8 protein-coding genes and 1 tRNA gene are annotated in these 11,948 nt (G+C 70.9%); 1 reads left to right on the top strand and 8 read right to left on the bottom strand.

Annotated features, from left to right (window positions below; all coding sequences use genetic code 11):
- Positions 1-130 precede the first annotated feature (130 nt).
- From J5Y10_RS07835 to J5Y10_RS07805, 7 genes are all read right to left on the bottom strand, one after another.
- Positions 131-1,144, bottom strand: a complete 1,014-nt coding sequence (locus tag J5Y10_RS07835) for an amino acid ABC transporter substrate-binding protein (protein WP_209372439.1) — start codon at positions 1,142-1,144, stop codon at positions 131-133.
- Positions 1,145-1,242: 98 nt separating this feature from the next.
- Positions 1,243-2,838: a glutamine-hydrolyzing GMP synthase gene (guaA, locus tag J5Y10_RS07830; RefSeq protein ID WP_245214439.1), complete on the bottom strand. Its 1,596-nt coding sequence runs from the start codon at positions 2,836-2,838 to the stop codon at positions 1,243-1,245.
- Between the two features lie 30 nt (positions 2,839-2,868).
- Positions 2,869-3,432: a GNAT family N-acetyltransferase gene (locus J5Y10_RS07825; protein WP_209372435.1), complete on the bottom strand. Its 564-nt coding sequence runs from the start codon at positions 3,430-3,432 to the stop codon at positions 2,869-2,871.
- Between the two features lie 25 nt (positions 3,433-3,457).
- The gene (locus J5Y10_RS07820) at positions 3,458-4,765 is read right to left on the bottom strand and encodes an RsmB/NOP family class I SAM-dependent RNA methyltransferase (protein WP_209372433.1); all 1,308 of its coding nucleotides are present in this window, start codon (positions 4,763-4,765) and stop codon (positions 3,458-3,460) included.
- 61 nt (positions 4,766-4,826) lie between these two features.
- A complete protein-coding gene (guaB, locus tag J5Y10_RS07815; RefSeq protein ID WP_209372431.1) occupies positions 4,827-6,323 on the bottom strand; it encodes an IMP dehydrogenase in 1,497 nt (498 codons plus the stop codon).
- 125 nt (positions 6,324-6,448) lie between these two features.
- Complete coding sequence (locus J5Y10_RS07810; protein WP_209372430.1) at positions 6,449-7,156, bottom strand: RlmE family RNA methyltransferase; 708 nt, start codon at positions 7,154-7,156, stop codon at positions 6,449-6,451.
- 22 nt (positions 7,157-7,178) lie between these two features.
- Positions 7,179-8,258, bottom strand: a complete 1,080-nt coding sequence (locus tag J5Y10_RS07805) for a Ppx/GppA phosphatase family protein (RefSeq protein ID WP_209372429.1) — start codon at positions 8,256-8,258, stop codon at positions 7,179-7,181.
- 122 nt (positions 8,259-8,380) lie between these two features.
- On the opposite strand from J5Y10_RS07805, the gene J5Y10_RS07800 reads away from it, so the two are divergent.
- Positions 8,381-8,454: transfer RNA gene (locus J5Y10_RS07800), tRNA-Gln, on the top strand.
- 809 nt (positions 8,455-9,263) lie between these two features.
- Here the strand turns inward: J5Y10_RS07800 and acnA are convergent.
- Positions 9,264-11,942, bottom strand: a complete 2,679-nt coding sequence (acnA, locus tag J5Y10_RS07795) for an aconitate hydratase AcnA (RefSeq protein WP_245214438.1) — start codon at positions 11,940-11,942, stop codon at positions 9,264-9,266.
- Positions 11,943-11,948: the final 6 nt, after the last annotated feature.

The raw sequence follows: 11,948 nt of genomic DNA, 5'->3' as shown, positions 1-11,948 counted from the left end.
GCATATTTTCAGCGAGTCGCGAACCGTTCCTTCACCCGTCATCAAACGAGAACATTTCTGTGAGGCGGAAGCCTCCCCATGATCCCCGCAATCCACAGCCCCACGGCCTGTCCGGGGCTACAAGGAAGCCTTAACGAAGCGGCGGCGCGTATTGCAGCCCGCCCTTGGTCCAGAGGGCGTTGATGCCGCGCTGGATGCCTAGCGGCGTCATGTTGCGGTCCCAGACCTCGGCGAAGTTGCCGACCTGGCGCACGATCTGCGCCGCCCAGTCGTTGCTCATGCCCATCCCCTGCCCCAGGTCACCGGACCGGCCGAGGAAGCGCTGGATATCCGGGTTCGTGCTAGTGGCATAGGTGTCAATGTTGCGGCTGTCGATGCCCAGTTCCTCCGCCGTGATCATCGCGAAATGGGCCCAGCGCGCCATGTCGAAGAAGCGCCAGTCGCCCTTACGGACGGCGACGCCGAGCGGCTCCTTCGAGATGATGTCGGGCAGCACGACGAAGCGCTCGGCGTTCGCGCCCTGGCTGGCCCGGTAGGAAGCGAGCGCGGAGGCGTCGGTGGAGTAGCTGTCGCAGCGGCCGGCGAGGAAGGCCGCGCGCAGCTCCTCGATGCTGTCCATCACCACGGGGGTGAAGCGCATGTTGTGGGTGCGGAAGTAGTCCGCCACGTTCAGCTCGTTGGTGGTGCCGGGCAGCAGGCAGATGGTCGCGCCGTCCAGCTGCCGTGCGCTGGTGATCCCGGCATCGGTCTTCACCAGGAAGCCCTGGCCGTCAAAGACGTTGATGCTGGCGAAGGCCAGGCCCAGCGCGCCCTCCCGCGCCATGCTCCAGGTGGTCACGCGGGCGAGGACGTCGATCTCACCGGACTGAAGCATGGTGAAGCGCTGGGCCGTGCTGGCCGGCACGAAGCGCACCTTCTTCGCATCGCCCAGCACCGCCACCGCGATGGCGCGGCAGGAATCCACGTCGATGCCGTGCCACTCGCCACGGCTGTCCGGCGTGCCGAAGCCTGCAGAATTGGGCGTGACGCCGCAGACGAGCGAGCCGCGCGCGCGGATGGCGGCCACGGTGTCGGGCGGGGCCTGCGCCAGCGCCGGGAAGGCGAGGAGAGCCGCCAACCCGGCGGCCAGGATCGTCTTGAGCATGGGCGTTTACCTCCATCTCCCGGGCGTGGCCGGGCAGATGGCCATTCTGGCGCCTTCCCGCCCCGCTTCCCAGGGGCGGGCGCGCTAGCCCTGGCCCGTCACTCCCACTCGATCGTGCCGGGCGGCTTGCTCGTCACGTCATAGGCCACGCGGTTGATGCCGCGGACCTCGTTCACGATGCGGTTGCATACGCGGGTGAGGAAGGCGATCTCGAAGGGATAGACATCGGCCGTCATCCCGTCCGTGCTCGTCACGGCGCGGAGGGCGCAGGCCTGGTCGTATGTGCGGCCGTCGCCCATCACGCCCACGGTGCGGACGGGCAGCAGCACGGCGAAGGCCTGCCAGATGGCATCGTAGAGGCCGGCGGCGCGGATCTCCTCCAGGAAGATCGCGTCGGCCTTCTGCAGGATCTGCACCTTCTCCCGCGTCACCTCGCCGGGGATGCGGATGGCCAGGCCCGGACCCGGGAAGGGGTGCCGGCCAACGATGGCCTCGGGCATGCCGAGCTCGCGGCCGAGTGCCCGTACCTCGTCCTTGAACAGCTCGCGCAGCGGCTCCACCAGCCTCATCCGCATGCCCTCGGGCAGGCCGCCGACATTGTGGTGGGACTTGATGGTGACGGAGGGCCCGCCGGTTGCGGAGACGCTCTCGATCACGTCCGGGTAGAGCGTGCCCTGGGCCAGGAAGTCGGCACCGCCGATCTTAGCCTGCTCCTCCTCGAACACCTCGATGAACAGGCGGCCGATCGTCTTGCGCTTTACCTCCGGGTCCGTGACGCCGGCGAGCGCACCGAGGAAGAGGTCGCTGGCGTCCCGGTGGACGAGCTTGATGTTGAAGCGGTCGCGGAAGGTGGAGAGCACCTGCTCCGTCTCCCCGCCCCGCATCAGCCCGTGATCGACGTAGATGCAGGTGAGCTGGTCGCCGATGGCCTCGTGCAGCAGCACGGCCGCCACGGAGGAATCGACGCCGCCGGAGAGGCCGCAGATCACGCGCCCCTTGCCGACCTTGGCACGGATGCGCTCGATCTCCTCGGCCCGGAAGGCGCCCATGGTCCAGTCGCCCTTGGCGCCGCAGATCTTCCGCACGAAGTTCTTCAGCAGGGCGTGGCCGTGCGGGGTGTGCACCACCTCCGGATGGAACTGCACGCCGTAGAAATGGCGGGCGTCGTCGGCGATGGCGGCGAAAGGCGCGCCCTCGGAGACGGCCACGGCACGGAAGCCCGGCGGCAGGGAGGTCACCCGGTCGCCATGGCTCATCCAGACCTGCTCGCGCGAGCCCTTCTCCCAGACACCATGGAAGAGGTCGCAGTCATCGGCCACCTCCACATGGGCGCGGCCGAACTCGCGATGGTCGCTGCCCTCCACCCCGCCGCCGAGCTGGGCGCACATGGTCTGCTGGCCGTAGCAGATGCCCAACACCGGCAGACCCATCGCGAAGACCGCCTGCGGCGCCCGGGGGCTCGCGCCCTCCGTCACGCTGGCCGGGCCGCCGGAGAGGACGATGCCCATGGGGTCGAAGCCGCGGATCCGGGCCTCGTCGGCGGTGAAGGGCCAGACCTCGCAGTAGACGCCCTCCTCACGCAGGCGGCGCGCGATGAGCTGGGTCACCTGGCTGCCGAAGTCGAGGATCAGGATGCGCTGGTGGCGCTCGCTGCCCGGCTGGTTGGCGTAAGGAGCGGGATTCGTATCGGCCATGGCGGCCAACACCATAAAACGCGGGCGGCTTCAACCCTCGCCGCGCGCATCCCGCTCCCGCGTCGCCGCCGTGGCCTCCAGGAGAAGGCCGATCGGGTTCCAGAGGACCGCCGTCTGCTCGACCGCGCGGCCGCCCACGCGGATGTTCTCCACCCCCACCGGCCGCCCGCCGAGGTGGCGGTAGAACCAGCCTGCCGCGTTGCCGGACAGGACCCAGAGCATGGCGGAGGAGCAGCCGATGGCCGAGAGATGGGCCGCGGAGGCTCGCATCAGCCGCCGCCCGATTCCCTGGTCGTGCCAGTCCGGCAGGATATAGAGGGTCTCGACCTCACCCTCCGCGATCCCCTCCCGCCGGGCGCGGCCGGCGGAGGCGAAGCCCACGGGCTTGCCGTCCTCCGCGCAGGCGACGAAGACCGCCTCCCCTCCCCGCCTCGCCAGCATGGCGCGGAGATAGCCAGCGGCGATCCGCCGCTCATCCAACCCGACCAGATAGGCGTCTGGCAGGATTCCGGGATAAGCGTCCTGCCAGGACGCGCGGTGGATGGCCCCGATGGCGGGGGCGTCCTCTGGCCGGGCACGCCGCACCTGCATCATGGCCTGCCCTCGTCAGCAGCGGCTGTCAGGCGCGGCGTCGCAGCACGGCGGCGAAGAAGCCGTCCGTGCCATGGCTGTGCGGGGCCAGGGCCATGTGCGGCCCCTCCCCCGGCGGCGGGCCCTGCATGCCCGCATCGGCCCAGGCTTCCGCCAGGGGCACGGCGTCGAAATCCGAATGCTGGCCGAGGAAGTCGCGCACCTGCTCCTCATCCTCTCCGGGAAGGATCGAGCAGGTAGCGTAGATCAGCTTTCCGCCGGGGCGCACCAAGGACGCGGCACGATCGAGGATCGCGCGCTGTTTCGTGATAAGCTCCGCGTAATCTTCTTGCGTCGTCCGGAGCCTCGCGTCCGGATTGCGGCGCCAGGTCCCGGTTCCCGTGCAGGGCGCGTCCACGAGCACCCGGTCGAAGCCGGCCGCCCGGCGCTTCACCCAGCGGTCACCCGCTTCGAGAAGGTGGGTCTCGGCGTTGTGCACCCCCGCGCGGACCAGGCGCTTGGCCGCGCCCGTCAGCCTGGGGACCGAGACGTCCAGCGCCGCGATCCGGCCACGGTTGCCCATGGTGGCGGCCATGGCGAGGGTCTTGCCCGCGGCCCCGGCGCAGTAATCCGCCACCTTCATGCCCGGCCTGGCATCGGCCAGCAGGGCGATGAGCTGGCTGCCCTCGTCCTGGATCTCCACCAGCCCGTCCTGGAAGACGCGGGTGTTCAGGATCGGGCGCCGGTCCGCCACGCGCAGGCCCCAGGGGGAGTAGCGGGTGGGCTCGGTCGGGATACCCTCCGCCGCCAAGGCGGCAGCGGCGGCGTCGCGGGATGTACGGAGGAGGTTCACGCGCAGGTCGAGCGGCGCGGAGCCCTCCAGCCCCGCCGCAGCCTCCGGCAGGCTGTCACCGAACCGTACGCGGAGGCCGGGCAGCGCCCATTCCGGCAGGTTCAGGCGCGTCGCCTCATCCATCTTGGGGTGAAGGAAGGGCTGGCCCTCCAGCTTGGTCAGGCAGCGCCGCTCCTCCTGGGTGAGTGGCCTCTCGGCGTACTGGCCGCCGTTGAAGGCCGCCTCCACCCCGGCCAGCCCGCCGCCCTCAACGAGGAGGAGGTAGGCGGCCATGAGGAGGCGCCCGGTCGGCGCGGCGCCGGTGCGGTCGATGTGCCAGTCCAGCCGTGCCCGCTCCCGCACCACGCCCCAGGCGCGGTCAGCGATGGCGCGGCGGTCGCCGCCGCCGATGAAGCGGCGGGCACGAAAGAAGTCGTTGGCCACCCCGTCGGCGGGGCGGCGGGGGGCGGATTCCAGCGCGTCCAGCAGGGCGATGGCGGCGGAGATTCGGGCGAGCGGGGTCATGTCTGCACAGATAGGGGCGCGCCGCGGAAAATGCGGCGCGCCTGAGCCGTGATGTCTGCGGTCAGCCTTCCTGGCGGTAGTTCGGGGCCTCACGGGTGATGGCAACGTCGTGCACGTGGCTCTCCCGCAAGCCGGCGCCGGTGATGCGGCGGAAGCGGCAGTTGGATTGCATCTCGCCGATGGTGGCGTTGCCCGTATAGCCCATGGCCGACTTCAAGCCGCCGACGAGCTGGTGGACCACATTCCCCACCGGGCCCTTGTAGCCGATGCGGCCCTCAATCCCCTCCGGCACCAGCTTCAGGCTGTCCTGCACGTCCGCCTGGAAGTAACGGTCGGCCGAGCCGCGAGCCATGGCGCCGAGGCTGCCCATGCCGCGATAGGATTTGTAGGAGCGGCCCTGGTAGAGGAACACCTCGCCCGGCGCCTCGTCGGTCCCGGCGAACAGACTGCCCATCATCACGCAGTCCGCGCCGGCCGCGATCGCCTTGGCGATGTCGCCCGAGGTGCGAATGCCACCATCGGCAATGGCGGGCACATCCCGCTCCCTCGCCGCCGCCGCGCACTCCATCACCGCCGTGAGCTGCGGCACGCCGACGCCCGCCACGATCCTGGTGGTGCAGATGGAGCCGGGGCCGATGCCGATCTTCACCCCGTCCGCGCCGGCCTCGATCAGCGCCTCGACGGCCTCTGGCGTCGCCACGTTGCCGGCGATGATCTGCACGGAGTTGGAGAGGCGCTTGATCAGCTCCACGGACTTCAGCACGCCGGCGGAGTGGCCGTGGGCGGTGTCCACCACAATGATGTCGGCCTCAGCGGCGACCAACGCCTCGGCGCGGCGGCGACCATCCTCGCCCGTGCCGGTGGCGGCGGCGACGCGAAGGCGGCCCATCGCGTCCTTCACCGCGCTGGGATTAGCCTGGGCCTTGTCCATGTCCTTGACGGTGATGAGGCCGACGCAGCGGCCGCGCTCGTCCACCACCAAAAGCTTCTCGATCCGGTGCTTGTGCAGCAGGGCGCGCGCGCGGTCCGGCGTGACCTCGGTGGGAACGGTGACGAGGTTTTCCCGCGTCATCAACTCGTAGACGCGCTGGTTGGGATCCGTCGCGAAGCGCACGTCGCGGGAGGTGACAATGCCCACCAGGCGGCCCGTCTCCGGTTCCACCACGGGGATGCCGGAGATGCGGTGCTGCTCCTGCAAGGCGCGGACATCGGCCAGGGTCTGGTCGGGGTGGATGGTGACGGGGTTCACCACCATGCCGCTCTCGAACTTCTTCACCCGGCGGACCTGGGCGGCCTGCTCCTCGATCGTCAGGTTCTTATGGATCACCCCGATGCCGCCCGCCTGGGCCATGGCGATCGCCATGGGGCCTTCCGTGACCGTGTCCATCGCCGCGGCGACGAGGGGTATGTTCAGCCGGATCTCCCGCGTGATGCGGGTCCGGGTATCGGCCTGGCCGGGAAGGACCGTGGAGTAGCCGGGGACGAGGAGGACATCGTCGAAGGCGTAGGCCTCCTCGAAACGGGCGAGGAAGCGTGGCGGGGTGCTGTCGGGTGCCATTGGCGGGGGCCTCTGCGTACGGGGCGGCGCTGCCTTGGCGATTCCTCCTACGCTTTCCCGCCCCCGCGCCGCAAGGCTGGGCTCATGACGATGGCGAGACGCTGCCCCTACCGGGCAAGGGGAGGTCAGGCACCCTGCCCTGCCGTAACTTCCCCGCGGTTTGCCCGGAATCCCTGGGCGACGACGTACATCTCGGAACTGTCCTTCCGGCTGGCCGGGGGCTTGGCATGGCGGACGGTCGCGTAGTCCCGCTTCAGCGCCGCGAGCAGTTCCCGCTCCGTGCCGCCCTGGAACACCTTCGCCACGAAGGCCCCGCCGGGGGTAAGGACCTTGCGCGCGAAATGCGCCGCCAGATCCACCAAGGCCAGGATGCGCAGGTGGTCCGTGGCGTTGTGGCCGGTGGTGTTCGGCGCGATGTCCGAGATCACCAGGTCCGCCGGCCCGTCCAATGCCTCCAGCACCGCCTGTTCCGCCGATTCCTCGTTGAAGTCGCCCTGCAGGACGATGGCACCGGGGATCGGGTCCATGGGCAGGATGTCCAGCGCGACCACCTTGCCCCGGTCCCCAGCCCGCTTCACCGCAACCTGGGTCCACCCCCCCGGCGCAGCACCGAGATCCACCACCCGCTGCCCCGGGCGGAACAGCTTGAAGCGCTCATCCAGCTCGATGATCTTGAAGGCGGCACGGGAGCGGAGGCCGGCGGCCTTGGCGGCCTTCACATAGGGGTCGTTCAGCTGCCGCTGCAGCCAGAGCTGGCTGGCGGTGGTGCGGCCCTTGGCGGTGCGCAGGCGGGTGGAGAGGCTGCGCTCGCCGCTGCCACGGGATTCGGTCACGGGATGGTCCTCGGATGGGCGTTCAGGCGCCGCGGCGGGGCTTGCGGCGTTCCCGCATCGCCCGCAGCAGCAGCCCTTCGCGCAGGCCGCGATCGCAGACGGTGATGCCGGCGGCCGGCCAGACCTGGCGGATGGCGGCGTAGATGGCGCATCCCGGCAGGACGAAATCAACCCGGTCCGGCCCGATGCAGGGATGCGCGGCCAAGCCTTCCCGGCCCATGGTCCGCAGTTCCTCCAGCGCGCGGTCGGCGCAACCCATGGCCAGCTCGTGCCCATCCACCGCGGCGCGGCTGTAGCGGGGCAGGTCCAGCGCGATGCCGGCAAGGGTGGTGACGGTGCCGGAGGTGCCCATGAGCCGCACCCCGCCGGCCCGCATCTCCTGGCGGATGCAGTGGACCGAATCGAAGGCTTCGAACTTCGCCGCTACCTCATCCACCACCCGCTCGAACCCGGCGCCCCCGAAGCAGGCCGCGCCGTCCCGCTCCACAAGGGTCACGACGCCGAGGGGAACCGAGATGGTGCCGATCAGCCGGGGCTGGCCGGGCTCGTCCGTGCGGATCCAGGCAATCTCAGTGGAGCCGCCGCCGATGTCGAAGAGAACGGCGCGCCGGTCCTCCGGCCTGAAGAGGGGGGAGCAGGACTCCATCGCCAGTTCCGCCTCCTCCCGCGCGGGAATGACACGGATGGGGGCGCCGAGCGCCCGCTCGGCACGACGCATGAAGCCGGGGCCGTTGGTGGCGCGGCGGCAGGCCTCCGTCGCCACGGCGTGCACGGCCTGGACCGGGCGGCGGGCCAGCTTCTGGCCGCAAGCCTCCAGCGCCGCCTCCGCCCGGTCCATCGCAGCGTCCGAGAGGGCGCCGGTGCTGCTTAGCCCCTCGCCGAGCCGGATGATGCGGCTGAAGCTGTCCAGCACCCGAAATCCGGCCGGGCCGGAGGGGCTGGCCACGAGCAGGCGGCAATTGTTCGTACCGAGGTCGAGCGCGGCGAAGAGGGGCGCCCCGTTTCCGGGTCGGACGGGCCCGCCGGGGGCGGGGATGGGCGGCAGCGCGGGGCCCTCCCCCCGCGTGCCACCCGGCGAACTGGACGCGTTCCGGGTCTGCATGGCACTGATATTTCGATGATCCGCCTGGAGATAGGGTGGGGCAAGCCCTTATTCCACCGTTCGGCACGATCGCCGACTTGCGGGGTCCGACAGGCCGGGCTATAGGGCGCGCCGCCTGCCGTTGGGGAATAGTTTAACGGTAGAACTCCCGACTCTGACTCGGGCAGTCTTGGTTCGAATCCAGGTTCCCCAGCCAACCCTTCCGAGGGCTCTGGCAGATCAAAGGCGTAAGCCGGGCCATACAGCATCATTGGCGCCAACCGGTCCTGATTGGGGACCCGATGAGGCACGCCACCTAACCTCCGGCGGAGAGGCAACCTGTTGTACTGGCGTCGGCGCCTGCCCGGGGCAGGCCGCAGACGCTGCATCGACCTCTCCCTCGACGTCGAAGGCCTCTTCCCCGTCCGACGGAGGGGGGCCTGCATGGACACCACGTTCGAGCTACTGGTTGACCGTGAAATAAGGTCGACACCAGCCCCGGTCGGCGATGCGGCGGTGATGTGGGCCGTGCGGGACCAGAAGGTCCACAGAGCGGCGGGTGCTCGGCGCCGCCGCGGTCACCCGACCCGGTTTAGGCGGCCCGTGGCCCTATGGCCGAAGCCGCCCCTGCCAGTGAAGGTGCCGCGCCGTCGACCGCCCTCCTGGCCGGGATCGGTGACACGGACGAGCAGCTCGACAATTCCTGCCTCCAGCAGGACAGGAAGCGCGCCGCGCACGGGGGACCGGGACGTGCCGAGAGCCCGGCCGGGTCGTTCTCGCTCCGGCGTTCGCCGGGCTGGACGGCGCCGGCCCGCAGCCTCTCAACGAGGGCTCAGGCGGGGTCCGCAGGCCGAAAGATGATGCAGACCGGGCTGCCCGTCCGCGCTGCCTTCCCTTGGCAGGCCAGGCGGCTGCCGGCCAGGGATGCGCCGAGCAGTGCACACTTGTGAACCATGGGGCCACTCCTCCCTGTCCGGCGCTCCTCCGTCCTGCTTCCTGTCGGTCCCGAACTTGCCGGGGCGGCCGCTAGGCGCTTGCGGCCTGCGTCTCCGTGGCGGCCAGCGCGCGCCTGAGGATGGTCGGGATCATGCCGCCCGCCTGGATCAGGCGAACCTCGCGCGCCGTGTCGAGCAGGGCGATCGCGACGTCTTCGCGCGCGGTGCCGTCGGCGCGGCGGATCGTGACCGGCACTTCGGCGCGCGGGGCCAGCGCGGCTCGGTCCCAGCGGATCTCGATCATGTCGCCAGGCCGCAAGCCCAGCACATCAAAGCGCCAGCCCTCCGGCAGCCGCAGCGGCAGCACGCCCATGCCGACGAGGTTGGAGCGGTGAATGCGCTCGAAGGAGTTGGCCAGCACCGCCCGCGCCCCGAGAAGCTGCGCGCCCTTGGCCGCCCAGTCGCGCGAGGAGCCGGTGCCGTAGCGCTCGCCGGCGACGATCACGACCGGCAGCCCCGCATCCGCATAGCGCGCCGCCGCGCGCCAGGCCGGCATTACCTCGCCCGTGGGCGCAAAAACCGTCCGTCCGGCCGGGAACCCCGGCGCGAGGTGGTTCACCGCGGCCTTGTTGGTGAAGAGCCCGCGCAGCATTACCTCCCAGTTTCCGCGGCGGGAGGCGTAGACGTTGAGGTCGCGCGGGTCCTCGCCGCACTCGACCAGCCAGGAGGCCGCGTCGCTGCGGGCGGGGATGGAGCCGGCCGGGGAGATGTGGTCGGTCGTGATGTCGTCGCCCAGCACCAGCAGCGGGTGCGCGGCCAGAACGCCGGCCTCCTGGCTCTCCGGCCCGAAATTCACGAAGGGTGGCGGGCGGAGATAGGTGGAGGCGGGATCCCAGGGGAAGAGCGGCGTGGCCGGCGCCTCCAGCGCGGCCCAGGCGGCGGAGCGGTCCGCCTCCTCTCCCGCCGCGGCGATGTCGCCCGGATCGCTCGCCGCCGCGACGCTCGCCTCGATCTCTGCCGCGCGCGGCCAGATGTCGGTCAGGTGGACGGGCCGACCGTCGGGCGCCGTCCCCAGCGGCTCCCGCGTGATGTCCAGCCCCGCCCGTCCCGCCACGGCATAGGCGACCACCATCGGCGGAGAGGCGAGCAGGGCGGCTTCGATCTGTGCGTGGACCCGCCCGGGGAAGTTGCGGTTGCCCGAGAGGACAGCGACGGGCTTCAACCCGCCCTCCTCCACGGCCTGGGCCACGGCGGGCAGAAGCGGCCCGGAATTGCCGATGCAGGTCGCGCAGCCATAGCCGGCAATGCCGAAGCCGAGCGCCTCCAGGTCGTCCAGCAGGCCCACGCGCCCGAGGCGCCGCTCCGCGCTGGGAGAGCCGGGCGTGAGCGAGGTCTTCACCCAGGGCGGCACGGACAAGCCCAGCGCACGCGCCTTGCGCGCCACCAGCCCGGCCGCGACCAGCAGGCCGAGATCGGTCGTGTTGGTGCAGGACGTGATCGCGGCGATCGCCACCGCGTCGGAGGGGATGCCCCCCTGCCCTTCCAAGGCGATGCAGGTTCCCGCCGCCTCCAGCGCCGCCGGAACCTGGGCGGGCGCCAGCCGGTCCTGAGGCCGGCGCGGCCCGGCAAGGGAGGGGCGAAGGGAAGACAGGTCCAGTTCCAGCACGTCGGTGTAGCGCGGCGCGTTGTCCGGGTCGTACCAGAGCCCCTGGGCCTTTGCGTAGGCCTCCACCAGCGCGACCTGCGCGGCGTCACGCCCCGTGGCGCGCAGGTAGTCCAGCGTGTGGCCGTCGATGGGGAACATGCCGGTGGTGGCACCGTATTCGGGCGCCATGTTGGACACCACGGCGCGCTGCCCGGCGGTGAGCGTGCCGACGCCCGGCCCGAAGAACTCTACGAACTCGCCGGCGATGCCGTACCTGCGCAGCATCTGCGTGACGGCGAGCGCCAGGTCCGTGGCGAAAGACCCTTCCGGCAGCGCCCCGCTCAATCGTACCCCGATCACCTCCGGCACGCGCAGCGAGACGGGGACGTCGAACATCACGCCCTCGGCCTCGATCCCGCCCACGCCCCAGCCCAGCACGCCGATGCCGTTGACCATCGGCGTGTGGCTGTCCGTGCCCACCAGCGTGTCCGGCACGGCCCAAACTTCCCCGTCGCGCATCTCGGTCGCCACCACGGTGGCGAGGCGCTCCAGGTTGATGGTGTGCATGATGCCGGTGCCCGGCGGGAAGACACGGAAGCCGCTGACGCAGGCGGCCGCCCATTTCATGAAGCGGTAGCGCTCGGCGTTCCGGGCCATCTCGTTGGCCATGTTCATCCGCAGTGCGCCAGGCACCGCGGAGACATCGACCGGGAGGGAGTGGTCGGTGGAAGTGGCGACGGGTACGGCGGGGTTCAGCCGCGCGGGATCGCCACCGGCCCGGGCCAGCACGTCGCGCATGGCCGCGATATCCACCAGAGCCGGACCGCATGTGGTGTCGTGCATCAGGATGCGGGTGGGCGCGAAAGGGATCTCCGCCTCAGACCGCCCCGTCTCCAGCCAGGCCAGCAGCGCGGTGCGCCCAGCGTCCCGCATGTCGGGCTCGGGCTGCCGCATGAGGTTTTCCAGCAGGATGCGGTGGCACCAGGGCATCCGCGCCAGAACGGTCGGGCAGCCAGCGGCCGCGGGCAGGTCGATGGCCCGCCGCTCGCCGAAGGCGCCGACCAGCCGAATCGTCGGCACGGCATTGTTCTGCGGCATGTCCTTCGGACGACCCCTGGCAGCCATCTCCTC

Origin of the sequence: Roseomonas indoligenes (assembly GCF_017813365.1) — a bacterium.
Taxonomy (GTDB): domain Bacteria; phylum Pseudomonadota; class Alphaproteobacteria; order Acetobacterales; family Acetobacteraceae; genus Roseomonas; species Roseomonas indoligenes.
The sequence above is the reverse complement of the archived record's forward strand: the minus strand, read 5'-3'. Positions and strand labels throughout refer to the sequence as shown.